Origin of the sequence: Nonomuraea sp. GTA35 (genome assembly GCF_041950525.1) — a bacterium.
GTDB lineage: Bacteria > Actinomycetota > Actinomycetes > Streptosporangiales > Streptosporangiaceae > Nonomuraea.
Genome location: NZ_JBGNUV010000013.1, coordinates 230406 through 254476, shown reverse-complemented (window position 1 = coordinate 254476; position 24071 = coordinate 230406). Strand labels below are relative to the sequence as shown.

At 70.8% G+C, this 24071-nt stretch carries 23 protein-coding genes and 1 pseudogene; 11 read left to right on the top strand and 13 right to left on the bottom strand.

The window, feature by feature from the left end; translation table 11 throughout:
• On the bottom strand, nt 1–363 hold the full coding sequence (locus tag ACBJ32_RS43950) for a MerR family transcriptional regulator (protein WP_357877844.1): 363 nt from the start codon (nt 361–363) through the stop codon (nt 1–3).
• Between the two features lie 83 nt (nt 364–446).
• Between ACBJ32_RS43950 and ACBJ32_RS43945 the strand changes: the two genes are divergently transcribed.
• Together ACBJ32_RS43945 and ACBJ32_RS43940 are read left to right on the top strand one after the other, a co-directional pair.
• Nucleotides 447–1145 (top strand): SDR family oxidoreductase, encoded by a 699-nt coding sequence (locus ACBJ32_RS43945; RefSeq protein ID WP_375131881.1) that lies wholly within the window; start codon nt 447–449, stop codon nt 1143–1145.
• Nucleotides 1146–1178: 33 nt separating this feature from the next.
• The gene (locus tag ACBJ32_RS43940) at nt 1179–2180 is read left to right on the top strand and encodes a MerR family transcriptional regulator (protein WP_375131880.1); all 1002 of its coding nucleotides are present in this window, start codon (nt 1179–1181) and stop codon (nt 2178–2180) included.
• 123 nt (nt 2181–2303) lie between these two features.
• On the opposite strand, the pseudogene ACBJ32_RS43935 reads toward ACBJ32_RS43940, so the two are convergent.
• Together ACBJ32_RS43935 and ACBJ32_RS43930 are read right to left on the bottom strand one after the other, a co-directional pair.
• Nucleotides 2304–2429, bottom strand: a pseudogene (locus tag ACBJ32_RS43935) (TetR family transcriptional regulator); the annotation flags it as partial.
• Between the two features lie 916 nt (nt 2430–3345).
• On the bottom strand, nt 3346–3690 hold the full coding sequence (locus tag ACBJ32_RS43930; protein WP_375131879.1) for a helix-turn-helix transcriptional regulator: 345 nt from the start codon (nt 3688–3690) through the stop codon (nt 3346–3348).
• A 183-nt stretch (nt 3691–3873) separates the two neighbouring features.
• Here ACBJ32_RS43930 and ACBJ32_RS43925 point away from each other — a divergent pair, with 183 nt between their 5' ends.
• Nucleotides 3874–4242: an STAS domain-containing protein gene (locus tag ACBJ32_RS43925; RefSeq protein WP_375131878.1), complete on the top strand. Its 369-nt coding sequence runs from the start codon at nt 3874–3876 to the stop codon at nt 4240–4242.
• Nucleotides 4243–4246: 4 nt separating this feature from the next.
• On the opposite strand, the gene ACBJ32_RS43920 is transcribed toward ACBJ32_RS43925, so the two are convergent.
• Nucleotides 4247–4534: a hypothetical protein gene (locus tag ACBJ32_RS43920; protein ID WP_357877861.1), complete on the bottom strand. Its 288-nt coding sequence runs from the start codon at nt 4532–4534 to the stop codon at nt 4247–4249.
• 92 nt (nt 4535–4626) lie between these two features.
• A complete protein-coding gene (locus ACBJ32_RS43915; protein ID WP_375131877.1) occupies nt 4627–5205 on the bottom strand; it encodes a hemerythrin domain-containing protein in 579 nt (192 codons plus the stop codon).
• Between the two features lie 165 nt (nt 5206–5370).
• Here ACBJ32_RS43915 and ACBJ32_RS43910 point away from each other — a divergent pair, with 165 nt between their 5' ends.
• The gene (locus tag ACBJ32_RS43910) at nt 5371–6573 is read left to right on the top strand and encodes a hypothetical protein (protein WP_375131876.1); all 1203 of its coding nucleotides are present in this window, start codon (nt 5371–5373) and stop codon (nt 6571–6573) included.
• A 6-nt stretch (nt 6574–6579) separates the two neighbouring features.
• Here ACBJ32_RS43910 and ACBJ32_RS43905 read toward each other — a convergent pair whose 3' ends face one another.
• The 4 genes from ACBJ32_RS43905 to ACBJ32_RS43890 form a co-directional block, all read right to left on the bottom strand.
• The gene (locus ACBJ32_RS43905; protein ID WP_375131875.1) at nt 6580–7944 is read right to left on the bottom strand and encodes a sensor histidine kinase; all 1365 of its coding nucleotides are present in this window, start codon (nt 7942–7944) and stop codon (nt 6580–6582) included.
• A 76-nt stretch (nt 7945–8020) separates the two neighbouring features.
• The gene (locus tag ACBJ32_RS43900; RefSeq protein WP_375131874.1) at nt 8021–8653 is read right to left on the bottom strand and encodes a hypothetical protein; all 633 of its coding nucleotides are present in this window, start codon (nt 8651–8653) and stop codon (nt 8021–8023) included.
• A 58-nt stretch (nt 8654–8711) separates the two neighbouring features.
• On the bottom strand, nt 8712–12671 hold the full coding sequence (locus tag ACBJ32_RS43895) for a metallophosphoesterase (protein ID WP_375131873.1): 3960 nt from the start codon (nt 12669–12671) through the stop codon (nt 8712–8714).
• A gap of 152 nt (nt 12672–12823) precedes the next feature.
• The gene (locus ACBJ32_RS43890) at nt 12824–13825 is read right to left on the bottom strand and encodes a LacI family DNA-binding transcriptional regulator (RefSeq protein WP_375131872.1); all 1002 of its coding nucleotides are present in this window, start codon (nt 13823–13825) and stop codon (nt 12824–12826) included.
• Between the two features lie 243 nt (nt 13826–14068).
• Between ACBJ32_RS43890 and ACBJ32_RS43885 the strand changes: the two genes are divergently transcribed.
• The 5 genes from ACBJ32_RS43885 to ACBJ32_RS43865 are packed head-to-tail and all read left to right on the top strand — an operon-like array spanning nt 14069 to nt 18976.
• Complete coding sequence (locus ACBJ32_RS43885) at nt 14069–15295, top strand: extracellular solute-binding protein (RefSeq protein ID WP_357877881.1); 1227 nt, start codon at nt 14069–14071, stop codon at nt 15293–15295.
• A 12-nt stretch (nt 15296–15307) separates the two neighbouring features.
• Nucleotides 15308–16246: a carbohydrate ABC transporter permease gene (locus ACBJ32_RS43880; protein ID WP_375131871.1), complete on the top strand. Its 939-nt coding sequence runs from the start codon at nt 15308–15310 to the stop codon at nt 16244–16246.
• Complete coding sequence (locus tag ACBJ32_RS43875) at nt 16243–17055, top strand: carbohydrate ABC transporter permease (protein ID WP_375131870.1); 813 nt, start codon at nt 16243–16245, stop codon at nt 17053–17055. Before ACBJ32_RS43880 ends, ACBJ32_RS43875 begins: the two co-directional genes overlap by 4 nt.
• A 14-nt stretch (nt 17056–17069) precedes the next feature.
• Complete coding sequence (locus ACBJ32_RS43870) at nt 17070–17849, top strand: ThuA domain-containing protein (RefSeq protein ID WP_375131869.1); 780 nt, start codon at nt 17070–17072, stop codon at nt 17847–17849.
• On the top strand, nt 17846–18976 hold the full coding sequence (locus ACBJ32_RS43865; RefSeq protein ID WP_375131868.1) for a Gfo/Idh/MocA family protein: 1131 nt from the start codon (nt 17846–17848) through the stop codon (nt 18974–18976). Before ACBJ32_RS43870 ends, ACBJ32_RS43865 begins: the two co-directional genes overlap by 4 nt.
• Before the next feature lie 30 nt (nt 18977–19006).
• Here the strand turns inward: ACBJ32_RS43865 and ACBJ32_RS43860 are convergent, their stop codons facing one another.
• Together ACBJ32_RS43860 and ACBJ32_RS43855 are read right to left on the bottom strand one after the other, a co-directional pair.
• Nucleotides 19007–20389 carry a S28 family serine protease gene (locus tag ACBJ32_RS43860; protein WP_375131867.1) on the bottom strand — a complete coding sequence of 461 codons (1383 nt, stop codon included), beginning with the start codon at nt 20387–20389 and terminating at the stop codon, nt 19007–19009.
• Nucleotides 20390–20483: 94 nt separating this feature from the next.
• Nucleotides 20484–20813 (bottom strand): hypothetical protein, encoded by a 330-nt coding sequence (locus tag ACBJ32_RS43855; protein WP_375131866.1) that lies wholly within the window; start codon nt 20811–20813, stop codon nt 20484–20486.
• Between ACBJ32_RS43855 and ACBJ32_RS43850 the strand changes: the two genes are divergently transcribed.
• The gene (locus ACBJ32_RS43850) at nt 20784–21521 is read left to right on the top strand and encodes a transcriptional regulator (RefSeq protein ID WP_375131979.1); all 738 of its coding nucleotides are present in this window, start codon (nt 20784–20786) and stop codon (nt 21519–21521) included. The genes ACBJ32_RS43855 and ACBJ32_RS43850 overlap by 30 nt on opposite strands.
• 41 nt (nt 21522–21562) lie before the next feature.
• Here the strand turns inward: ACBJ32_RS43850 and ACBJ32_RS43845 are convergent, their stop codons facing one another.
• Nucleotides 21563–22138, bottom strand: a complete 576-nt coding sequence (locus tag ACBJ32_RS43845) for a TetR/AcrR family transcriptional regulator (RefSeq protein WP_375131864.1) — start codon at nt 22136–22138, stop codon at nt 21563–21565.
• An 89-nt stretch (nt 22139–22227) separates the two neighbouring features.
• On the opposite strand from ACBJ32_RS43845, the gene ACBJ32_RS43840 reads away from it, so the two are divergent.
• Nucleotides 22228–22602, top strand: coding sequence for a DUF4267 domain-containing protein (locus tag ACBJ32_RS43840; protein ID WP_375131863.1), 375 nt, complete (start codon nt 22228–22230; stop codon nt 22600–22602).
• A gap of 52 nt (nt 22603–22654) precedes the next feature.
• Here ACBJ32_RS43840 and ACBJ32_RS43835 read toward each other — a convergent pair whose 3' ends face one another.
• Nucleotides 22655–23944 carry an erythromycin esterase family protein gene (locus tag ACBJ32_RS43835; RefSeq protein WP_375131861.1) on the bottom strand — a complete coding sequence of 430 codons (1290 nt, stop codon included), beginning with the start codon at nt 23942–23944 and terminating at the stop codon, nt 22655–22657.
• Nucleotides 23945–24071 lie beyond the last annotated feature (127 nt).

Sequence of the window (24071 nt, the reverse complement as noted above, 5' to 3'; positions counted from 1 at the left end):
TCACCTGGGACAGGTCCGCCCCTCGTAGGCGGAGGCCACGGAGATGATCGTGTCCAGTTTGTCGCGGGTCTGGACCAGGTCGTCGATCCGCCCCTCGATGCGCTGCCGCTCGGCCCGCAGCCGCTTCAGCAGCTCGGGCGTCACCTCGCCGGTCATCACGCACGGCAGCAGCGGCTCGATCGACCGGCTCGGCAGCCCGGCCGCGTACAGGTGCTGGATCATCCGCACCCGGTCCACCGCGCTGTCCGGATACACGCGCTGCCCGCTGGGGCTGCGCTCCGAGGTGAGCAGCCGCTGCTCCTCGTAGTAACGCAGCGCGCGCACGCTCACCCCGGTCCGGGCGGCGAGCTCGCCGATCCGCATGGTGATCCCCCTCACACCACTTGCCTCTGACGTCAACGTCAGGTTTTAGCGTATCCGCACAGCACCTCTCCCAGGAGACAACCATGAACATTTCCGAATCCGTCGCTCTCGTCACCGGCGCCAACCGCGGCATCGGCAGCCACTTCGCCCGGCAGTTGCTGGAGCGGGGCGCGAAGAAGGTGTACGCGACCGCGCGCGACCCCCAGCGCATCGACCTGCCCGGCGTGGAGACCCTGCGGCTGGACATCACCGACCCGGCGTCGGTGTCCGCGGCGGCGGAGGCGGCCGGGGACGTGACCCTGCTGATCAACAACGCCGGCATCTCCACCTACACGAATCTCGTCACGGGCGACCTGGACAAGATCCGCCTGGAGATGGACACCCACTTCTACGGCACGCTCGGCATGATCCGCGCCTTCGCCCCCGTCCTGGCCGCGGGCGGCGGCGGGGCGATCGTGAACGTGCTCTCGGCGCTGTCCTGGTTCTCCTACGACGGCGCGAACGCCTACGCCGCGGCCAAGGCAGCCGCCTGGAGCCTGACCAACGGTGCCCGCCTGGAGCTGCGCGGCCAGGGCACGCTGGTCACCGCCGTGCACCTGGGCGCCGCCGACACCGACATGATGGCCGGCTACGAGGGCGAGCTGCTCGACCCGGCGGACGTCGCGCGGGCGGCGCTCGACGGCGTCGAGGCGGGCGCGTACGAGGTCGTGGTGGACGCGTGGTCCGCGCACGTCAAGGCGTCGCTGTCCGGCGACCCGCGCGCGTTCTACGACGCCGCTTGAGTCTCCAGCGGGGGGAGACGCCAGAGTGAGCACATGGACGGGGACACGCTCTACTCGATCGGCGACCTGGCCCGGCGCACCGGGCTGACGGTCAAGACCGTCAGGTTCTATTCCGACGCGGGGATCGTGCCACCCACCTGCCGCAGCCCCGCCGGCTACCGCCTGTACGACCGCGCCGCCGCCGCCCGCCTGGACCTCGTGCGCACGCTGCGCGACCTCGGGCTCGACCTGCCCACCATCCGCAAGGTCGTGGACCGGGAGGCGTCGCTGCCCGAGGTCGCGGCGGCGCACGCCGAGGCCCTGGCGGCGCAGATCCGCACGCTGCGGCTGCGGCGGGCGGTGCTGACGGTCGTGGCCGGACGGGGCTCCACCCCGGAGGAGATGGAACTGATGCACGAGCTCGCCAAACTGTCGGAGGCCGAGCGGCACCACCTGATCGGCGACTTCCTCGCCGCCGCGTTCGGCGGCCTGGGCCGCGATCCCGCGTTCGCGGGGCCCATGACCTCGCTTACCCCCGAGCTGCCCGACGACCCCGAGCCGCAGCAGGTGGAGGCCTGGGTCGAGCTGGCGGAGCTGTCCCGCGACCCGGACTTCCGCGCGAGCATCCGCCGCATGGCCGAATTCCTGGCCGCCGACCGGCACGGGAACCCGGCAGCCACCGTCCGCGACGCGCCCGACGCCGCTCGGCGCGACGCGCCCGACGCCGCTCGGCGCGACGCGCCGGCTGCGGCCGGGCGGACCGGTGCGCCGGGACCCGTCATCCGGCCCGATCCCGCCGCGATGGCGCGCGACCTCGCCGCCCCCGCCCTGGCGGCCGGCATCGACCCGGCGTCCCCCGAGGCCGAGCCGTACGTCGCGGCGCTCCTGGCCACCTGCGGTGAGGCCCGCGCCGAGCTGGCCGCCCGGCTGGAGGCGGTCGGCGACCCGCGCTGGGACCGGTACGTCCAGCTCCTGGCCGTGATCAACGGCTGGCTGCCGCCGGAGCCCCTGGCCCCGGCGCTCGCCTGGTTCACCCGGGCGTTGCGCGCCCGCTGACGACGCGGCGCAGGAAGTCGTCCGCGAGCCGATCGGTGTAGGCGCGCCCGATCGGCTCGTCGGTGACCAGACGCGGTGGTAGAGCGGCCCCACGAGCCGATCGGTCCCGGCCGCCACGTCGAGACCGGCGGGCAGTTCCCCCGCGCCACCGCCCCGCTCCAACGGCAGCCGGTCGCGCCGCCGCTGCTCGTCGAGGTGCCGGGCACGGAAGTCCGCCCCGAACGCCGGGTCGTGCTGCGCCCGCGGCATCGAGATCAGCTGCCGCCGGTAGTCGTGGGGGCCGCCTACCATACGCGCATGACCACGCACGGATTCACGCTCACCGCCGAGGGCCCGTTCGACTTCGCCGACTCGCTGCGTTTCGTCGAGGACTGGCCGGCCACGAGCGCGCTGCCCTCCGACGGCCGGGCGCTGCGCTTCGCGTACTGCGCGGAGTCCGACTGGCGGCCGATCGGCGTGACCGTGACGGGCGCGCCTGGCGGGGTGGCGGTCACCACCACGCGCCCGGCCGGGCCGGGCATCCGCGGCGAGGTGGCGCGCATCCTCTCCCTCGACGTGGACGGCGCCGGCTTCGCCAAGCTGGGCGAGGCCGACCCGGTGCTCGGCGACCTGCAGCGGCTGCGCCCCGGCCTGCGGCCGGTGTGCTTCTGGAGCCCGTGGGAGGCGGCCTGCTGGGCGGTGGTCGTGCAGCGCTCCTCGATGCTCATCGCCTCCCGGATCAAGCAGCGCATCGCCGAGCGGTACGGCGCGCGGGTCGAGGTGGGCGGGCAGCCGTGCACCGCCTTCCCGCCGCCCGTCTCGCTGCTCGACGCGGGCGGCCTCGGGCTGCCCGCGCAGAAGGAGGAGTGGGTGCGCGGCCTGGCCAGGGCGGCGGTCGACGGCCTGCTCACCACCGAGCACCTGCGCTCGCTCGCCCCCGAGGAGGCCCTGGCCGAGCTGCGGGCCCTGCCCGGCGTGGGGCCGTTCTCGGCGGGTCTGATCCTGATCCGCGGCGCGGGCGCGCCCGACGCGTTCCCCGGGGACGAGCCGCGGCTGTTCGCGATCCTGCGCGAGGCGTACGGGCTGCCGGAGGACGCGCCGCCGTCGGCGTACAGGAAGCTGGCCGACTCCTGGCGGCCCTACCGTTCGTGGGCCTCGTTCCTGTTCAGGGCGACCGCGTACGGCGTCATGGACGATCGGGACTGAGCTCGTCCGCCGTGCGGTCGCGGGACAGGTCGCGCTGGGTGAACATGTCGATCAGCAGGCTGATCGGCAGGCCGGCCTCGGTCGGGTAGCGGAAGTGCTGCTCCAGGTTGAGGCTGTAGCGGTTGCGCCGCCCGACCCTGTCGCGGCTGAGGTAACCGCCCTCGTGCAGGTCGCGCACGATGTTCTGCACGGCTCGCTCGGTGATGCCGATGCCCGCGGCGATGTCACGCAGCCGGATGTCGGGGTCGCGGGCGATCTCCACGAGCACCCGGGCATGGTGGGTGAGGAACGTCCAACTGGACGCTCGATCGTCGGCTGAGCTCACGTCCTTCGCCTCTTCGCCCCGATCCTGGCCCTCAACGGGCGAGTGAAACACCTAGCATGAAGATCTTATGACGAAAAGTCTTTCAGGTATCTATCTACGGGCATAGAGTTTGCGAACAACGGCAGGCATACCGCGGTAACCGTCCACCCCCGTCATCGGTCCGCCCCACCGCCAGGAGTGCCCGTGAACCTCACCTGTCGCCATCTCCCCGGCGCCACGCTGATCGCCGTGGCCGGGCAGGTCGACACCAGGACGTCCGCCCAGCTGGAGGAGTACATCGACCAGCAGCGCGAGCGGCTGGACGAGCATCTCATCATCGACATGAGCGAGCTGTCCTTCCTGGACAGCTCCGGCCTGGCCGTCCTGCTCGCCGCCGCCACGCTCGCCCGCGCCCACGGCGTGGGCGTGCACGTGGCGGGGCTGCAACCGATGCCGGCCCGGCTGCTGGAGATCACCGGAGCCGGGCGCGCCGTGACGGTGCACGACCATGTGGAGCAGGCGATCGCCGCGATCGAGGACCTCGACCTGGTCAACCCCTCGGAGCCGGCGTAGGAGGCTACGCGGGCCGGCGGTGCACCCCCACCAGGTGACCGTTGTGCCGCACCTGCGCCTCGTCGTAGGGGCACAGGGGGCGCGTCACGTACGCCTCGGCGATGCTGTCGGCGTGGCCGCGGTCCACGCCCCAGCCGATCGTGTGCCAGCGCGCCTCGCCGTCGCCGCCCGTGGTGTCCAGAACGGTGATCTCGAACAGCTCGGCGGCGGCAGGAGGCGTGCAGCGGACGCGTACGGGGCCATGCCCGTCAACGGTGCGAACGTCCCTGCCGCCGATGCCCCGCTGGTCCATCTAGGTCTCCCTCCGGTCCTGCAACCCTGGTGCGGAGATCCATGCCCCGATCATCCGCCGGTCAGTCATGCCGCAGCCCGCGGGGCATCCGCTCAGGGCCGCTTGCCCATCGCCTGGCGGACCACGTCGCGGATCCGGTCCATCATCGCGATCGGGGTGCCGACGAGCACGTTCTTGGTGGCGGACTCGGTACCGGCGTGCGGGTGGGTGGGCGCCATGGCCTCGGCGGCCTTGACCCCGACCGCCATCGCGCGGCGCTCGGCCTCGGTGGTGTGGCCGCGCAGCTGGGTGAACTCGTAGCGCTCCTCGCTGCGGGCGTGCGCCTCCACGGCGGCGCGCAGCATCAGCAGGTTCTCCATGAAGTCGGGCGCCTCAGGACCGGCCTCGTCCATGCGCGTCAGCAGTTCCTTGGCCTCGTTCTCCTCCTCGAGCCGGTCGTCGACCACGCCGTCGCCGCCGTCGATCTTGCGGCGGGCGTAGGGGTGGACGATCTCCTCCTCGGCGGTCTCGTGCACGGCGAGCATCCGTACGAGCCGGGTGAACGCCTCGCCGCGCTGGTCGTTGGGCGCCTGCTCGACCTCGTCGAACAGGTCTCTGATCATCGCGTGCTGGGCCAGCAGCAGGTCGATGACATCCGTCTCGGACATGGTCTCTGGAGCGGTTCTCGTCATGACGCTCCTGCCTACCCGGCGGGATCCGGGTCACGCCGCTCCCGCCGAGATCCTTACCGAGTGCGGGGATTTCGGCGGGAGCGCCCAGAGATTGGACCGGGAAGCCTCGGGTAGGGCGGGCGGGCAGGTCGCACGCCGACGACAAGCGCGAAGGAACTCACGGACATGACCTTCAATCCACTGCGTGAACGGGGCATCCCGCTGGACAAGCAGCTGCGTAACTGGCGGGAGCTGAACGTCACGCCGATCGACCCGGACCACGCCGACCCGTACACGCGGTGCCGGATCATCACCATGAACGGGATCGAGGTGGAGGCCATCCTGTTCAGCCACCAGCTCGCCCGCCACTGCCCCGACCTGGAGATCAAGCAGCACCTGGCCAGGGTGCGCTACATCGAGGCGCAGCAGCAGAAGGTGGTCAACTGGCTGCTGCCCGGCCTGGCCTCCGTGCTGGAGACCACGATCGCCTACGAGCAGGTGGCGGTGGACCTGACCGCCTGGGTGGCGCGCATGGAGCCCGATCCGTACCTGCAGCAGGCCTACCAGTTCGGCGTGCTGGAGGACTTCGACCACCTCTACCGGTACGCCAACCTGTACGAGATGATCGAGCACCGCAAGGCCGAGAAGATCGTCGACGACCTGACCGAGGTCATGCCGGGCCGCCCCACGTACCTGCACCACCGCGACCCTGTGGACAACGTGCGCGAGCCCTACGACCGTGACAACACCGCGCCCATCAGCAAGCTGCACGCCCTGACGATCATGTCGGCCGAGCAGCAGACGATGAACTTCTACATGAACGTCGGCCCCACCTACATGGAGCCGATCGCGCGGCAGCTCTACCAGGAGATCGGCCTCATCGAGGAGGAGCACGTCACCCACTACGAGTCGCTGGTGGACCCCGGCGAGAGCTGGTGGGAGATGCTGCTCAACCACGAGTACAACGAGTGCTACCTGTACCACTCGTTCATGGAGACCGAGTCCGACCCGAAGGTGAAGAACATCTGGGAGCTGCACCTCAACATGGAGCTGGAGCACCTGCGGCTGGCCGCGGAGCTGTTCAAGAAGCACGACGGCCGCGACCCCGAGCAGGTGTGCGCGCCGGAGCTGCCCCAGCCGGTGACGTTCGAGCCGAACAAGGCCTACCTGCGCGAGCTGATCTCCACCCAGATCGACTACACCACGCTGGGCACCGGGTACGTCCAGGACGCCCACGAGCGCTTCGAGAAGATGCAGGAGGCGCTGATGGGCGGCGAGAAGGCGCCCTCCGAGCGGATCATCGAGGACAACCGCGCCAAGTCCGGCGAGGAGTACCGGCTGCAGACCGAGGGTGAGCACCCCGTCGCCAGCCTGGCCTTCCACCGCTGACCGGCGTCAGGCCTCCTGCACCGGCAGCCTGAGCACGAACCGGGCGCCGGTGTCGGAGTCCTCGATGGTGAGCGTGCCGAGGTGCGCCGTCGCGATCTCGCGGGCGATCGGCAGGCCGAGCCCGGTGCCGCCGGCGTCGCGGCTGCGCGAGGCGTCCAGGCGGGTGAAGCGCTCGAAGACCTTCTCGCGGTGCTCGGGCGCGATGCCCGTGCCGTCGTCCACCACTTCCAGCACCGCCTCCTCGCCCTGGCGCCGCAGGGTCACGATGATCTGCGACTCGGCGTGCCGCTCGGCGTTGTCGAGGAGGTTCGTCAGCAGGCGGGCCAGTTGCAGCCGGTCGCCGTCGACGACCACTCCGGTCTGCAGCGTGGTGACGACCCGCTTGGCGCGCGGCCTGGCGGTCTCGGCGGTCACCAGGTCGGCGAGGTCGAGGGGCTCGCGCTCGTCGGGGGCGCCCGCGTCCAGCTTGCTCAGCGTGAGCAGGTCCGCCACGATCGCCTGGAGCCGCTCCAGGCTGGCCAGCACCTCGGTGCCGGTCTCCGGCCAATCCGTGTCCTCGGGGTGGAGCAGGGCGTCCTCGATCTGGGCGCGCATCGCGGTGATGGGGCTGCGCAGGTCGTGGGAGGCGTCCGCGGCGAACTGGCGCTGCCGCTCCATCGCCACCTGCAGTTGCCGCAGCGCCGACTCCAGCCGCTCCAGCATGCGGTTCCCGGTCTCGGCCAGGGCCCTGATCTCGTCGTCCGTCTCGGGCACGGGCATGCGCATCCCGCCGCCGCCCGCACTGATCTCGGCCAGCCGCTTGGTGATGCTGCTGACCGGCCGCAGCGTCCTGGCCACGACGCGGGAGACCCCGAACCACGCCAGCGCGACCAGCGCGGTCGTCACGGCGGCCTGGAACGCGATCACCTGCGGGTCGACGTACCAGGGCACGGCCGGGTCGAAGGCGTAGATCAGCCACTCCCCCTCCGGCTGGTACGCGACCAGCACCACGACGACCTTGCACTCGCCGGGAAAACGCGGCAGGTCGCAGAGCCTGGTGGCCTCGTTGGCCTGGGTGTGATGCGGGATCTCGCTCGTCAGGCGCGGCGCGCCGGCCAGGTTCGGCGTCGAGGCGACCGGCCGGCCGCGCGGGTCCACGACCTGGATGCCGTCGAGCCCGTGCTGGGGCAGTACCTGGGGCAGCCTGTTGCGCTTGACCATGAGCAGGACGCGCACGGCCTTGCCCGCCACGTCCCGCGTCTTGATGTCGGCCACCTCGTTGCGGATGCCGTACAGCACGAAGGCGCTGACGACGACGTTCAGCAGCAACATCGTGATGCTCGCCCACAGCGCCAGCCGTGTCCGCAACGAACGGCCCAACCGTCTGCTCACGCCCCTCCCCCGAGGATCAGCAGAACACAACGGGCGTGTTCGCCGCTAACCTCGGGAGATTCCCTGACAAATCCGCCTACCGGCGCAGCCGCCTGAGCAGGGGGAAGAGCGCGGCGAGGGGCACGAGCAGGGCGCCGAGCAGGAAGAGCCCGCCGGTCCGGCCCGGTTCCGCGCGCTCGCCGACCTTGAGCGTCGGGCTCTCGGCGACCAGGACCGCGGAGCCGCGCTCGCCGCCGAGGTCGTAGCGGACGAGCGTCTCCGTGCTGTGCACGAACGTCTCGGCGTCCGGGAACAGCGCGCTGGAGATCGCGTGCGTGCCCCCGGGCTCGCCCTGGCAGGCGAAGGCGAAGGTGAGCACGGCGAAGGTCTTCCTCTCGCGCGGGCGCACGTCGGCGTCGCGGGTCAGGGTGGGGGCGCAGGGCCTGTCGTCGTAGGCGACGGCGAAGCGCTCGGTGACGTACGCGGCCACGGCGTCGCGGTTGAGCCGGAGCTGGCGAAGCTGCTCGGCCCGCTCCTTGGCGTCGTAGGCGGTGGCGTAGAGCCAGGCCGACTTCATCAGCAGGTCGTACTCGAGGTCCAGCACGACCTGCACGTTCACCCCGGCGCCTGTCACCACGGCGCGAGCGGTCGTGGTCGCGTCGTGAGCGGCGGCGGGGGCGGGGAACAGCAGGACGGCCGGCAACACGAAGGCGGGCAGCCAGCGCAGCATGTCGGGTCTCCAGAGGGGATGCCGCCCCGGGCTCGACGGCCCGGGGCGGCCGGTCGAACTAGTGGTTGAACCAGCGGTGCATGGGCGAGTCGGCGTCCCACCTGCCGGGGCGGCCGTGCTCGTCCCTGGTGACGAAGACGCTCGGCTCGGAGGCGGTCACGCCGCCGCCGGCGGAACGGGCCGTGACGAACCAGGCGTAGGCCGTGTCGTCCTTGAGCCTGTCCCACTTCACCGAGGCCACCTGGCCCGAGGCGACCCTGTCCCGCCCGATGACCCGGGTGGGCTTGTAGATCGCCAGCGAGTCGGTCTGCAGGGTGGTCGTCCGCGAGGTGAGGTCGACCGGCAGCACCATGTTGTCCTCGAGGCCGTTGTAGCGGCGCAGCGGGTCGTACTCGGTGGCGCCGAACTCGTTGAGCAGCGGCGAGAAGGTGTCGACGATCAGCTCCGAGCGCTTGACGTCGAACTGCAGCATCCGCAGGAAGCTCGCGCCGAACTGGAGCTGGTCGGCCGGGTTGTACCCGCCGATCTCGGTGAGCCCGAGCCGGTCGGCGGAGACCGTGTAGAACTGGTAGTCCGCCAGCAGCTCGACGACTCCCTTGCCGACCTGGCCCACCTTCGGCTTGACGTTGGTGCCCACGCCGTGCTCGTGGCCGGCGAGGATGAGGAAGACGTTGGCGTTCTTCTCGACGACCGTCTTGTACAACATCGAGCCGTCGGGGGCGGCGAATCCGGCGCCGCGGCCGTCAGGGCTCGTGCTCGGCACGATGTAGTCGTGCGAGAGCAGGATGCCGTTGCGGTTGGGGTACTTCTTGAAGATCGAGTCCGCCCATTCGGCCTCGTCCCTCGTCACCCCGTACGACAGGCCGACCACCACGAAGTCCAGCCCGCCCGCGGAGAACAGGTCGTAGTGGTTCTGGTTGTCGCCCTCCTTCCACGGGCCGCCGTACTCCGCGTGCTGCCAGCCCTGCGAGGCGGTCTGGTAGCGCGAGGGGCCGTAGTACTGGTTGTAGAGGGCCCCCGGGCCCTCCTCGGTGCCCGACTGGTTGTCGTGGTTGCCGGCGATCACGCCGTTGGGGATGCCGGCGTCGTCCAGCACGCGCTGCTGCTTCGAGGAGACCTCGAACTCGCCGACGATCTGCCGCTGCATGGACTCGTCGGCGGGCTTGCGGATGTTGTTCTCGATGATGTCGCCGGTGTGCGCGACGTACGAGATCTTCCGCTGGTCCTTGTTCTCCTTGATCCAGTTCACGATGCCGGCGTAGGCGGACTCCCACACCGCGCGCTCCTCGGCCGTCTCCTGCTCCACCGCGCCCTCGCTGATGTACTGCGTGTCGGTGAAGTGCACGATCGAGAAGTCGTACGTCGAGGGGTCGGCGAAGCCGTTGGGGTCGCCCGGCTCGATGTCGTCGGCGAACGGGTCCTCACCCGTCACCATGACGTGGACCTGCTGCCGGTCGATGTACTTCGGGTCCACCACGGCCGTGAGGGCGGTCTTGCCCTCGGGGGCGCCGCGGGAGCTGGTCAGCAGGTCCCAGGCCTTGGCCCTGGTGTTCCAGACCCGCAGCGACGCCAGCCGCTCGGGGTCGATCGAGCCCTCCCAGCGCAGGACGGGGGCGTCCGCGTGCCCCTTCACCTGGACGTCGAAGCGCTGGTAGACGAGGTCCTGGCCGGCGGGCGCGTCGAGCGTCCGGCCGTCGGCGGGGTCCAGCCCGCGGGCGCTGACCTTCTTCTCGCCGGGCACCCGGAGCGTGGTCGGCAGGGCCTTGGCCGTGCCCTGGTACACCTCGTTCGGGGTCAGGATCTCGGCCTGCGAGAACGTCGCGGTGACCTGGCCGCCGTCCGGCTCGGCCACCTTGGCCGAGAGGGTGGCGGGGTCCGACACGTCCACGGCGCCCAGCGCCGGGCTCAGCTCGGCGGGCACGTCCGGGATGCCGGCCGACTCGAAGACGATCTCGCGGGTCGCGGTGTTGCCGAGCCCGTCGGCGCCGGTCACGGAGAGCGTGTGCGCGCCGGCCTTCAGCCCCGGGCCCACCTGGGCGCCGGGCTGGATCGGCCGGCCGTCGAGCTTGACGTCGGGGCCGGAGACCACGCCGGAGGCGTCCTCCAGCTTGACGTCGAGCACGACCGTGGCCCTGATCTTCTCGCCCTCGGCCGGGACGCTCCTGGACACCCTGGGCGCGGAGTTGTCGGTGATGAGCAGGCGGGTCGCGCTCTCGCCGGAGCTCGACTCGGCGGCCAGCGTGTGCTTGCCGTCCTTGACGGCCGTGGTGTCGAGGTCGGCGCGCAGGCCGCCGGCCGGGGCGTCCACCAGGAACTGGAGGTCGATCTCGGTCAGCGGGTTGACCGAGTCGCCGCAGTTGCCGTCGCCCATGCTGTACGAGCTCTTCAGCATCTGGCCGGTGGCCGTGCCCTGCGCCGGGGTCAGGACGAGGTTGGAGATCGCGTAGTCGTCGCGGTTGTTGCCGCAGGACGTGGGGAAGGTGCCGGCCACGAAGTCGATCGTGTTCCAGCCGGGCACCAGGTACTCGTTCGGGATCGTCAGGTCGACGCGCTTGCTGACGAAGTCGCCGTCCACGACGATCTTCTGGCCGTTGACGAGCAGGTAGCTCTGGTAACGGGCCTCGATCGAGTTGCTGCCGACGTTGAAGCTGAGCTTCGCCTCACCGGACCCGAGCGTCTCGACGAGGTGCACGGCGGGGGCGTCGATCGTGTAGCGCAGCTCGGCCTCGGGCCTGGCCGCCTGGTTGTCGCCGCAGGCGCCGTCGCCCATCGTGTACGACGGTTCGACGCCCTGGCCGGTCACCGTGGCGCCGTCGAGGGTCAGGGCCAGGTTGGAGATCGTGAAGTCGTCGCGGTCGTTGCCGCAGGACTCCTTGTAGTCGCCGGTGACGACCTTGATCGTGTTGTCGCCCGGCGTCAGGAAGCGGGCCGGCACGGCGACGGTCGCGCGGCCGCCCGAGTACGAGCCGCCGAGGTCGATGCGCTTGCCGTTGACGAGCAGGAAGTTGTTGTACTTGTCGTCCAGCGCGTCGGCGCCCACGTCGAAGGCGAGCATCGCGGCCCCGTTGCCGAGGGTGGCCTTCGTGACGGGCTCCTTGCCGTCCACGGTGAGCTTCCTGACGCTGCCCGAGCTGCCCGCCGGGACGGTGGCGAAGACGGCCTTGGTGCCCGCGACGAGGGTGCCGTCCGTGGGCATCAGCCGTGGCGCGCCCGCCGGGGCGTTGTTGACGGTCACGGTGTTCCTGACCGTGACGCCCGCCGCGGTGGTGGCGCTGAGCACGTGCGTGCCGTTGGCCAGCTTGGTGGTGTCCACGTCCGCGGTGAGGCCGGTGGTGCCCTGCGGGTCGGACTGGGTGAAGAACGTGAGGGTGGCGCGCTTGAGCAGCGAGGTGTTCGTGCCGCAGCTCCCGTCGCCGAAGGAGAACGTGTACGGGTTGTCCTCGCCGTCCGCGATCTCGCCGAGCAGTTGGAGGCCCACGTCCGACAGCACGAAGTCGTCGTAGTTGGTGCCGCAGGACGACTGGATGGCGCCGACGACGATCTCGACGGTGTTCTCGCCCTTGACGAGGTGCTCGTTCGGGATGTCCAGCGTCACCCGCTGGCTGACGTAGTTGCCGATCTCGACCTTGTACGCGCCGTTGACCAGCACGTAGCTGTGGTACTGCGCCTCGGTGGAGTTCGAGCCGACGTCGAAGGCGAGCTTGGAGACGCCCACCGTACGGGTGGCGCCCTCGATCGCGGCGTCGTCGATGGCGAGCTTCGTGACGCTGTCGCCGGCCGTGGCCGGGACTGCCGCGGCCTTGACCGTGCCTTCGAGGTAGGAGCCGTCGGCGGGGGTGAGCGCCGGCGGCGTCCGGGAGGCGGTGGGGGTGGGCGTCGGGCTCGGCCTGCCGCGCTCCTGCTGCTCCGGGTCGGCGTGCGCCGCCGTCACCAGGGTGTTGACCAGCAGCGCGGTGAGCGTTGCGGCAATGGCCAGCCGCCCGCGCTTCCGTAATCTTCGTGATGCCGTTGGCTGCATCGGGTGCAGTCCCTTCTCAGACGTTCAGGGGCGCCGGTCAGGCGGCCCCCGGGCACCTTGGGGCGCTCGTGTGAACGCTGAGCATGGAGTGGCTGAAGAGAACAGGAAATGTCTCCTCATTCTGGTCATTTGTCACGAAACGGCGACAGAGGTCAGCGAACGGGGCCGACCGACTCCCCCGGTACCAGCGTGCACGGGATGAGCGTGCGCGGCGGCGCGTCGGGGACGCCTTCGAGCTGGTCGATGACGGCGTCCACGGCCAGGCGGGCCAGCTCGGCGGCAGGCGCGGCCATGACGGTCAGCTCGGGCTCGATCATCTCGCCCAGTTCCCGGGTGGTGGACGCCGAGATGATGGACAGGTCGCCGGGAACGGTGCGCCCGGCGGCCCGCACCCCCTTGGCCAGCCCCGCCGAGGCGCCCTCGTTGACGAGGATGGCGGCGGTGCACCCGGGATGCTCCTCGCACAGCGTGCGCGCGGCCTCCCGCCCGCCCGCCGACGTGCTGTCGACAGCGATGACCACGGGCGGCCCGCCGAGCGGGGCGATCGCGTCGCGGTAGGCCGACTCGACGCGCATGATCCGGCCGGGCCCCGGCCCGTCCTTCGCGCGGTCGGTGATCAGCGCGATGCGCTCGTGGCCGTAGGAGCGCAGGTGGGCGACCGCCTCGCGGATCGTGGCGGCGAAGTCGATGTCGACGTACGGCAGGTCGTCGTTCTCGGTGCGGCCGATCAGCGCGAACGGGATCCCCGAGGCCACCAGCCGCTCGACCCGGGAGTCGCGGATCTGCACCTCCATGAGCAGCGCGCCGTCGACCAGCCCGCCCGCGAGCAGGTGTGACATCTGCTCGTCGTCGTTGACCGGCCACAGCACCAGGTCGTAGCCGCGCTGGCGGGCGCCGTGCGCGGCGCCCATGACGAACTGGATCACCGTGGCGTTCGCCCGCGACTCCAGGTCGGGGTGGAGCAGGGCGAGGATGCGGGTGCGCGAGCTGGCCAGGGCGCGGGCCACGACGTTGCGTCGGTAGTTGAGCTCCTCGATGGCCGCCTCGATCCGGGCCCGGGTCTCGGGTGCGACCCGCTTGGTGCCGTTGAGGACGAAGGAGACCGTGGCGATGGAGACGTTCGCCCGCGCGGCGACGTCGCGCATCGTGACCATGGATGCCAGCTCTTTTCATGAGGAGCACCGGGCACTGCGACTATATATCCCCACGACCTTCGGCAAAACGCTTAACTTGTTGTTGACATCACAGACAGATCGGCGCAACATACACAACAAGCAAACGCCGGTTAAGCGCTTTGATCGATCAGCGCCTGCCTGGCCCATCACACCATCTCCCCTGCTCGCAAGCCCTCCACGGCCGATTTCCGCGACCCGCGTCAACGGGACAGGAGTCTTCACATGGAGACAGCACAGAAGCGTCCGGGAAAGGCGCCCAAAGTGGCTGTCGCGGCGGCGCTGCTCGCCCCACTCACGCTCACCGCGTGCGGCGGGGCGGCCGCCTCCGGCACGGAATCCCCCAACTTGCTGACCATCCAGGACTATTACGACGAGGCCCAGGACCCGATCTACCACTCGTGCGCGCGCAGCACCGGCGTCTCCATCGAGATCAGCCACGTCGCCGGTCCCGGGCTGATCCCCAAGGTGCTCCAGCAGAGCTCCTCACGCACCCTGCCCGACGTGCTCATGCTCGACAACCCCGACGTGCAGCAGATCGCCGAGTCCGGCGCGCTCTCCCCGCTGTCCGACTACGGCGTCACGGGCGAGGGCATGGTGCCGGCCGTGGTCAAGGCCGGCACGTACGCGGGCAAGCTGTACGGGCTGGCCCCCGCCGTGAACACGCTGAGCATCTTCTACAACCAGGACCTGTTCCGGCAGGCCGGCATCACGACGCCGCCCAGGACCTGGGACGAGCTGCGCGCGGTCGCGAAGAGGCTGACCGGGCCCGGCCGCTACGGCTTCGCGATGAGCACCATCAACACCTACGAGGGCACCTGGCAGTTCCTGCCGTTCATGTGGGGCAACGGAGGCACGGAGCAGGACATCACGACGCCGGCGACCGTACAGGCGCTGCAGTTCCTGGTCGATCTGCAGAACGACGGGTCGATGTCGCGCAGCTCGATCATCTGGAGCCAGGACGACGTGATCGACCAGTTCATCGCGGGCAAGGCGGCGATGGTGGTCAACGGGCCGTGGCAGATCCCGGCGCTGCGGGAGCAGCAGGACGTGAAGTGGGGGGCCTTCACGATCCCCGAGCGGGACGCCTCGCAGGCCACGGTCGCCCCGCTCGGCGGTGAGGTCTTCACGGTGCCGCGCACCGGGAACCAGGCCAGGATGGCCAAGGCCGGGCAGTTCGTGAAATGTCTCGTCTCTCCGGAGAAACAGCTGGAGACGGCGAGGATCAAGCAGAACGTGCCGTCCAACCCCGAGGTCGCCGAGCAGGCCGGGAAGGAGAACCCGGCGCTCGCCCCGTTCGTCACGACCGTGCGGACCGCGCGCTCGCGTACCGCGATTCTCGGCCCCGACTGGCCGAAGGCGGCAACCAAGATCTACAACGCCGTGCAGATCGCGCTGACGGGCAAGGCCGCTCCCGCCGAGGCCCTGCGCCAGGCGCAGGGCGAGCAGTAAGGAGCACCGCTGATGACCTCGGCCCCTCTGAGCCTCTCCGTCGCGGCGGGCGAGCGGCGCGCGTTCCTGTGGACGCGGCTGCTCCGGCGGGCCACGCCCTGGCTGTTCTGCCTGCCCGCGGTCGTGTTCGTGGCGATGTTCTTCGGCTACCCGATCGTCCAGAACGTCGTCATGAGCTTCCAGGAGTACACGACCTCGACGTTCTACAGCGGCCAGGCGCCCTGGGTCGGCCTGGCCAACTACGTGACGATCCTGTCCAGCTACCTGTTCACGACGACGCTGGTGAACACCGCGCTGTTCACGATCGGGTCGATCACCTTCCAGTTCGCGATCGGGCTCGCGCTGGCGCTGTTCTTCCGGCGCAACTTCCCGCTCAGCGGGTTCCTGCGCGCGATGTTGCTGCTGCCGTGGCTGATCCCGCTGATCGCCTCCAGCGCGGTCTGGAAATGGCTGCTCGACCAGGAGAGCGGCGCGCTCAACCAGTTCCTCGGCCTGTTCGGCGTCCCGGCCGTGCCCTGGCTGGTCGATCCCACGCTCGCGCTCGCCGACGTGATCGGCGTCAACATCTGGCTGGGCATCCCGTTCAACGTCGCGATCCTCTACAGCGGCCTGCAGGCCGTGCCCAGGGAGCTGTACGAGGCGGGCTCGCTGGACGGCGCGACCGGCTGGAAGGCGTTCAGGCACATCACCTGGCCGAACCTGCGCCCCGTGGTGAGCGTCGTCATCGTGCTCGGCGTGGTCTACACGCTCAAGGTCGTCGACATCATCCTCGGCCTGACCGGCGGCGGGCCGGCCAACTCCACGCAGACGCTGGCCACGAACGCCTACAACAAGTCGTTCGTGGAGTTCAACTTCGGCGAAGGCGCCGCGATCAGCAACGTCCTCATCGTCGTCTCGCTCGTCTTCGCCCTGGTCTACCTGTACCTCTCGCGCCGGGAGCCGTCCGCATGAACCCGAACGTCCGCCGACTCCCCATGACCGCGCTGGGCGTGCTCTTCCTGGCCGTGATGCTCTTCCCGGTCTACTGGATGGTCAACAGCAGCCTGCAGGCCAGCTCCGGCGCCACCACCCGGGACTGGTTCCCGCTCGACGCGACGCTCTCCGGGTACGCGAAGGCCATCTCCGAGCAGGGGCAGAACTTCGTCACCAGCCTGCTCATCGCGCTCGGCACCGTGGTGCTGACCCTGGTCGTCGCCACGCCCGCCGCCTACGGCCTGTCGCGCTTCCGCTCGCGGGGCACGAACACCTTCGTGCTGGTGCTGCTGATCACGCAGATGATCCCCGCCATGGTCATCGCCAACGCGCTCTACCCGCTGTTCAACTCCCTCTTCCTGATCAACAACGTCTTCGGCCTGATCCTCGCCAACACCGCCGCGGGCATCCCGTTCGCGGTGCTGCTCATCCGGGCGTTCATGGGGTCCATCCCGCGGGCGCTCGTGGAGGCGGCGATGGTGGACGGGGCCGGCCAGCTACGGGCGTTCGTCTCGGTCGTCGTACCGATCAGCAAGAACGCGATCGTGACCGCCGCGCTGTTCACGTTCCTGTCGGCGTGGAGCGACTTCCTGTTCGCCCTGACCCTGACCAGCACGCCGGAAGTCCGGCCCATCACCCTCGGCATCTACGACTACATCAGCGCGAACACGCAGGACTGGGACACGGTGATGGCCACGGCGGTGCTCGCCTCCGTCCCCGCGGCCCTGCTCCTGATCTTCGCGCAGCGTTACATCGCGGCAGGCGCCGTCGCCGGCGCCGTCAAGTAAGGAGATCTGCGAACATGACGATCCGTGTCCTGGTGTGGGGCGAGAACCGCCACGAGCAGGCCGAGCCCGAAGTCGCCAAGATCTACCCGGACGGCATGCACAACGCCATCCGGCGCGGCATCGAGGCCCGCCTGGGCGAGCGGGCCACCGTAGGGACCGCCACCCTCGACGACCCCGAGCACGGCCTGACGGAAGAGGCACTCGCGAACACCGACGTGCTCACCTGGTGGGGGCATGCCGCCCACGCGGAGGTGGCGGACGAGGTGGTGGAGCGCGTGCACCGGCACGTGCTGTCGGGCATGGGCCTGCTGGTGCTGCACTCCGGTCACTGGTCGAAGATCTTCACCAAGCTGATGGGCACCACGTGCACGCTGCGCTGGCGCAGCCAGAACGACCGCGAGCTGATCTGGACGGTGAACCCGACCCATCCCATCGCCCGCGGCGTCCCGCACCCGATCGAGATCCCCGCCCAGGAGATGTACGGCGAGCAGTTCGACATCCCGACGCCCGACGAGCTGATCTTCATCAGCTCCTTCACCGGGGGCGAGGTGTTCCGCAGCGGGTGCACGTTCCGGCGCGGCAACGGGAAGATCTTCTACTTCAGCCCCGGCGATCAGGACTATCCCGTCTACCACCATCCGGACGTGCTGCAGGTCATCGCCAACGGCGTGGAGTGGGCGGCCGGGGACCCGGCGCGGCGGGAGATGCCGACGCTGCTGCGGTACGAGATGGGCGACTTCTTCAACGGGCACGGGTACCGGGGGGCGATGCACAACAAGGAGGGCTCCCAGTGAGCGGGCGTCCGCTTCGTGTGGTGCAGGTGGGGGCGGGGGCGATGGGGCTGGCCTGGCTGCGTACGCTGGCCGCCGCCGAGGACGTCGAGCTGGTGGGGGTGGCCGATCTCGACGTGGCCCGGGCGGAGACGGCCGTGCGCGCGGTCTGCGACTCGGGCGTCAGCCCATCGGGCGGCTCGGCGGGGGGCTCGGGCGGCGGGGCCGTGAAGGTGGCGGGCTCGCTCGGCGAGCTGCTCGCGGCGACCGAGCCCGACGCCGTCGTCAACGTCACCGTCCCCGATGCGCACAGCGCGGTGAACATCGAGGCGCTCTTCGCCGGGGTGCCCGTCCTGTGCGAGAAACCGGCCGCACCTACCCTGGCCGAGGCGCTCGTCCAGGCCGCGGCGGCCGAGGCCACCGGGCGGCTGCTGATGATCAGCCAGTCGCGCCGGTACTTCGCCGCCCTGGCCGCCTTCCGGGAGCGGATCGCCGAGCTCGGCACCCCCGGCCTGCTCACCACGGACTTCTTCCGCGCCCCGCGCTTCGGCGGGTTCCGCGACGAGATGCCGCAGCCGCTGCTCGTGGACATGGCCATCCACGCCTTCGACGCCGCCCGCCACCTGCTCGGGCAGGAGCCGGTCTCGGTCGTCTGCGAGAGCTGGAACCCCGCCTGGAGCTGGTACCAGGGCGACGCCTCCGCCACCGCCACCTTCCTGTTCTCCGGCGGGACCCGGTACGTGTTCACCGGGAGCTGGTGCGCGCAGGGGCGGGACACGTCCTGGAACGGCGAATGGCGGGCCGTCGGCGCGGGCGGCACCGCCACGTGGGACGGGGAGCGGTGCGTCACCTCCAGCGTCGCCGGGCCGGCCGAGGAGGTGGCGCCGGCGGCGCACGAGCAGATCGCCGGGGCACTCGCCGAGTTCGTGGGCGCCGTGCGGACCGGCGCGGAGCCGGACGGGGCGATCAACGGCAACGTGCGGAGCCTGGCGATGGTCGAGGCAGCCGTCCGGTCGGCCGAGATGGGGGAACGGGTGGGGATCGGGGCGTTGCTGGAGCAGGCGTACGAGGAGGCGCTGGCGCTGCCGGTCCGGGACGAGGTGCGGGAGCGGCTGAAGTCGTGGGGGGCGGCGGCGACCGTCCTCGGCTGAAGTCCCGGGGGCGGCGACCGTACTCCGGCTTCAGGACGATCGGTGGCGGTCGGGGAGCATCGGATCGTCCGGAAGAGGCGGCGCCGCCTCCGGGGCCCGCCGGGCCGGCGAGACGTCCGCCCAACGCAGCAACGTGGCCGTCGCCGCCGCCCGCTCTGCCTCGGGCAGCAGCGCGATGGAGGCTCCGTGGTTGGCTCCCGGCGCCACGTACAGGTAGGAGTCACGCCCGCTCGGGGTGAACCGCTCGGCACTCCACGGATCGTTCTCGCCGTAGACGAACAGCATGCGCTCCGAGCGCGTACGCACCCAGTGGTCCACGTCCAGCATCGGCCACGGATCGTGCCGGGAGCGCAGCTCGGCGGGCAGCACCGCGTTCGGCTGGTAGAGCCCGCGGTGACGGGTCAGCCCGCGCAGGTGCCGGAAGGCGAGGTCGGGCCAGCCGAGCTGGGTGGCCGCCTGGTAGTAGTACGGCGTGTAGTACTCCATGCCCTGGTCGGTGTAGAACGCGAAGGAGGCGACGTTGTCGATCCAGGCGTACAGCTCCTCGTCCGTCGCGCTCGCGGACGGCACCGACGGGCAGTCGGCCACGGAGAGGTACTGCCAGAACGCCCACGCCGTGTCGAGGACCGTCATCTCGAACGACCGGTCGGCGCTGCCCAGCGTCCTGGCGAAGGTGTAGCCGTTGCGCGCGGCGTCCGCCTCCAGCAGCGCCACCATCCGCTCGCGCCGCTCGAGCGCCTCACGCTGCACGTTCTCCAGCGCGGTACGGCACGCCTCGGTGCCGACCCGTGCGAAGAACCGGTCGTAGGCGTGATCCAGCGGGTTGACCGGATCGTTGGGCGCGACGTAGGCCACCACCCCGTCCACGTCGCCCGGGTAGAAGCGGCGGTGGTAGACGGAGGTCATCCCGCCCTTGCTCCCGCCCGTCTGGATCCACTTGCCCGAGTAGATCGTCTTGAGTGCGCGCACGATCCGGTGCTCGTCGGTGGCCTCCTGCCAGATGGTCAGGTCGTCCCAGTCGGCCGGGGAGGGGCGCGAGGAGCGGAAGAAGCGGTGCTCGACGGAGACCTGGTTGCCGTCGATCAGGCGGGTGGGCTCGGTACGCGAGGCAGCCGGGTTCGCGGGCAGCCCGTAGCCGCTGGTGGCGAGCACGACAGGCGCCTGTTCCGAGCGGTGGAGCAGGGTGAGGCGCTGCTGGAAGGTGCCCTTGCCGGGGTTCCGGTGGTCGGCGGGCTGCGTGTAGGACAGGACGAAGAACCGGTAGCCGGACGGCTGGGTCTCCGACACGACGGTCAGTCCCGGGATGGCCTTGAGCCGTTCCAGCAGGTCGGCCTGGACCGCGGCGGTGGCCGGCGGAGCGGGCAGGACGAGAGCCAGCAGGGCCGTCAGCGCGGCCAGAAACCGTGATCGCACGGTACGCGCTCCTTCGGAGGAGGACCGGTATCGCCCGAACGTATACCGATCATGCCCCTCCGACCACCCCATCCCGCCCCGCACCTTCTTCACCTCATCGCCCGCCCCCCAGCCGCCGGAGCCCGGCCAGTTCGAGCCCGGCATAGACGGCGACCACCAGCGCGCCGACCAGTATGAACGCCACCCCCAGGCCGGTCAGCGGGATCACCTCCGTGAACGCCAAGACCAGCAGCGCCACGCACGACAGCGCGTTGCCCGCCACGACGAACGCCACATGTCGGGCGGGGATCCGCGGATGACCAGCGATGAGGCCGAGCGCCGCGGCCCCGCCCAGCATGGCCACGCCGAACGGGATGGACCAGGCGGTCGGCAGGCCGAGCGGGCCGCTGAGGGGCTGGACCGCGGCGAGACCTCGGCGCGGCACCTGTCGTACATGGAGAACGGCCGCGCCCGCCCGAGCCGCACGATGGTGCTGCGCCTGTCCGCCGCACTCGACGTGCCCCTGCGCGAGCGCAACACGCTGCTGCTGGCCGCCGACTACGCCCCGGCCTACCGGGAGAGCAGCCTGGATGACGGGTACATGGCCTCGATCCGGTCCGCGCTGGAGACCATGCTGACGGCACACGAGCCGTACCCCGCCGTCGTGGTGGACCGGGTCTGGAACGTGTTGCAGGGCAACCGCGCCATGAGCGTCCTGATGGACGGCATCCCGCCGCACCTGCTGAAGCCGCGGCCGAACGTGTTCCGGCTGGCCCTGCACCCCGATGGGCTGGCCGCGCGGCTGGCCAACCTGGAGAAGGTCAGAGCGCTCTTCCTCGAACGGCTGTCACGCCAGGTCAGCGCCACCGGAGACACCGAGCTCCACCGCCTGCACGAGGAAGTGTCCGGCTACCCGATCCCGTCGAGGAGCGAAGAAGCTCACCCGAACGCGGCCTCGCGACACCGGCCGAGCCCGATCCAGGTGCCCCTGAGGATCCGCACCCCGTTCGGTGAGCTGGCGATGTTCAGCACCATGGCCACGTTCGGCGCTCCGGCCGACGTGACGCTGTCCGAGCTGGCGATCGAGCTCTTCTACCCGCTCGACGACTTCACCGCCGACGCCCTGCGCGCCCTGTCAGGTACCGGGCCCTGAGCCGGCCGGGCGCGGACCCGTGCCCGCGGTGGAGCGGCGTTCTAGGCGGTGAAGCGGGACAGGAGGAGGGCGAGCCTTCTGTCATGGTCGTGGCTGGGCAGCCTGCCTGAGCGCATGAGCGTCGCCAGACCGTGCAGCGCGGCCCAGAACGTCTCGACCAGCAGCCCCAGCTCGCCCTCATCGCCGGAGAACGGCCGCGCGGCCTCTTCCAGCTCGCCGTACGCCGCCCACAGGGCGGGCGGCGCTACGGGATCGGCGAACGGCAGGTCCACCCTCTGGTGGAACATCGCGTCGTAGAGCGCCGGCCGCCGGCCCGCGAAGGACGTGTACGCCCGCGCGACACCCGCCAGGGCGCCGGCCGCGTCCACCGCCCCCGTACGGGCGGCGCGCAACTCCTCGGCCAGGTCGGCGAATCCCTCCACCGCCACGGCGGCCACGATCGCGTCCTTGCCCTTGAAATGGCTGTAGAGCACCGGCTGGCTGTACTCGACCCGCTCGGCCAGCCGCCGGGTCGTCACCGCCTCCCACCCCTCGGCCTCGGCCAGTTCCCTGGCCGCCGCGATGATCAGCTTCTCCCGCTCGGCCCGCACGCGCTCCCGGCGCGTCTGCTGTGACATACCCCGAATCTAGCACCGCTAGAACTTCTGCCACTGCTAGTGCTAGCGTTGCTCGCATTACTAGCACCGCTAGCACCCAAGGAACGGACATGCTCACTTATCTTGCCTACGGCCTGGCCATCGCCCTCAACCTGATGGTGCTGTTCATCGGCGCCCGCTTCCTGCTCGTGCCGCGCGCCTCGGCCGCCGGCTACGGTGTCCCGGCCAAGGTGGACGGCGATCCGGCCTATCTCACGATCAAGGGGCTGCGTGACGGCAGCTTCGGCCTGCTCGGCCTGGCGCTGCTGGCCTTCGTCGGGCCTGCCGCCGAAGCCTGGTTCATGCTGGTCGTCGCCCTGGTACCGCTGGGCGACACGCTGATCGTGCTGCGGCACGGAGGGACGAAGGCGGTGGCCTTCGGCATCCACTTCGCCACCGCCGTGGCCGTGCTGATCAGCGCCGCCTTGCTCTTCGCCGTGAGCTGACAGCGACCATCCGTCCCGCACGCCCTGGTACGCGGAAGCGGCGCGCACGGCTTCACCCCTCGACGCGTGTCAACACGTGATCGGTGCCGGTGGTCCGTGACACGTGCGCGATGGCGTCGAACGCCTCGAACACCGGCATGTCCAGGAAATAGTCGGACATACGCGAGTGCTGGAAGGACGCCGCGTCGTCGATGTGCGGACGGGCCGCGCGCAGGTCGGCGAGCGTCCAGAGCCGGTCGGTGGGAAACGCCGCCTCGATGCTGCCTTCGGCGGGCGGTGGGAGCGGCGCGTCGTACCAGGCGCCCTGGGGCCGCTCCGGGGTCGGCTCCCCCAGCGTGGTGGTACGGCCCAGGCTCGACGTGACGCCGATGGCCCGGTAGTCGTCCCCCAGAGCGGCAGCGAGGTGGACGCCGGCCGGCAGGAGCGGGTTCCCCTGGCTGTCGGCCGCCGGTGTGCGCTGGATGTGCCAGTTGTGCGCCGCCAGCACCACCCGCGTGCCGCCCTCCAGGAGGCGCAGCACGGACTCGGCCATGTAGACGTCACGAAACGTCGAGGCGGACTCGAAGCCCTCCCGGGCGTTGGCGCGATGGAGCTGGTCGAGGTACCAGGCGCCGCGCAGGTGCCACATGGCCGTGTCGTGCTCGGCCCCGTGGCCGCGGGCGCGCTGGACGAGAGCCAGGCGCTGCAGGTGCCCCATCAGCAGGCTCAGCGCGCTGGTGAGCAGGTCCTGCTCGCCGGGGCCGAGGCTCTGGTAGCGGCCGAGCGCCGTGATGGTCGCGGGGTCGTGGAAGCGCCGCGCCACGCTGACCGCCTGGTCCAGCGCCGCGAGTGCCTCCGGGGCGGCCCGGCGCACGTAGCCGGCCACCTCCTCCAGCGCGGGCAGCGGCGATCCCGCGGCTCCGGACAGGTCGGTGCCCAGGCACCGCAACGGCGGCGCTGCGGCGGTCAGGTTCCGCTCCCTCATCCAGGTCAGCGTCTCGTGCATTTCCCGGCACCGGCCCAGCGACAGGGCGATACCGTCCGCCGCGACCTGCTCCACGGTGCCGGGGCCGCCGCGGACCCAGCCGTCCAGGACCTGCCCCTGGGTGAACGGGGCTTCCAAGGCGTACACCTCGAAACCACACCGTTCGACCAGGAAGCGCAGGATGCGGTGGCGTACCTGGTAGAACTCCCGGATGTGGTGGGAGCTCTCGCCGAGCGCCACGACCCGCGCGCCGCCGACGATGTCGCGAAGCGGTTCGAGATCGTCCACGGCGAGCCGGGAGTCCAGGGTGTCCAGGGCCAAGGCGTGATCGCCGGCCCAGCCGGCGAAACTCGTCCGGCGGCTCGCTGTCACGTTCATGCCCCACAGCGTTTCGTGGCGGGCCCGCCACGGTCGTCACGCCTGAGGAGGGACTTGAGGGTACGGCCGGCGGAGCAGGCTCGTTCCCGATGACGACGTGGGGAGTACCCAGGTGGTCCGCGGCCCG

Bases quoted from the DNA above. Each gene is read 5' to 3' on its own strand.
- ACBJ32_RS43950 (WP_357877844.1), bottom strand. From the start codon at position 363: ATGCGGATCGGCGAGCTCGCCGCCCGGACCGGGGTGAGCGTGCGCGCG.
- ACBJ32_RS43945 (WP_375131881.1), top strand. From the start codon at position 447: ATGAACATTTCCGAATCCGTCGCTCTCGTCACCGGCGCCAACCGCGGC.
- ACBJ32_RS43940 (WP_375131880.1), top strand. From the start codon at position 1,179: ATGGACGGGGACACGCTCTACTCGATCGGCGACCTGGCCCGGCGCACC.
- ACBJ32_RS43920 (WP_357877861.1), bottom strand. From the start codon at position 4,534: ATGGACCAGCGGGGCATCGGCGGCAGGGACGTTCGCACCGTTGACGGG.
- ACBJ32_RS43915 (WP_375131877.1), bottom strand. From the start codon at position 5,205: ATGACGAGAACCGCTCCAGAGACCATGTCCGAGACGGATGTCATCGAC.
- ACBJ32_RS43910 (WP_375131876.1), top strand. From the start codon at position 5,371: ATGACCTTCAATCCACTGCGTGAACGGGGCATCCCGCTGGACAAGCAG.
- ACBJ32_RS43900 (WP_375131874.1), bottom strand. From the start codon at position 8,653: ATGCTGCGCTGGCTGCCCGCCTTCGTGTTGCCGGCCGTCCTGCTGTTC.
- ACBJ32_RS43895 (WP_375131873.1), bottom strand. From the start codon at position 12,671: ATGCAGCCAACGGCATCACGAAGATTACGGAAGCGCGGGCGGCTGGCC.
- ACBJ32_RS43890 (WP_375131872.1), bottom strand. From the start codon at position 13,825: ATGGTCACGATGCGCGACGTCGCCGCGCGGGCGAACGTCTCCATCGCC.
- ACBJ32_RS43885 (WP_357877881.1), top strand. From the start codon at position 14,069: ATGGAGACAGCACAGAAGCGTCCGGGAAAGGCGCCCAAAGTGGCTGTC.
- ACBJ32_RS43880 (WP_375131871.1), top strand. From the start codon at position 15,308: ATGACCTCGGCCCCTCTGAGCCTCTCCGTCGCGGCGGGCGAGCGGCGC.
- ACBJ32_RS43875 (WP_375131870.1), top strand. From the start codon at position 16,243: ATGAACCCGAACGTCCGCCGACTCCCCATGACCGCGCTGGGCGTGCTC.
- ACBJ32_RS43870 (WP_375131869.1), top strand. From the start codon at position 17,070: ATGACGATCCGTGTCCTGGTGTGGGGCGAGAACCGCCACGAGCAGGCC.
- ACBJ32_RS43845 (WP_375131864.1), bottom strand. From the start codon at position 22,138: ATGTCACAGCAGACGCGCCGGGAGCGCGTGCGGGCCGAGCGGGAGAAG.
- ACBJ32_RS43840 (WP_375131863.1), top strand. From the start codon at position 22,228: ATGCTCACTTATCTTGCCTACGGCCTGGCCATCGCCCTCAACCTGATG.
- ACBJ32_RS43835 (WP_375131861.1), bottom strand. From the start codon at position 23,944: ATGAACGTGACAGCGAGCCGCCGGACGAGTTTCGCCGGCTGGGCCGGC.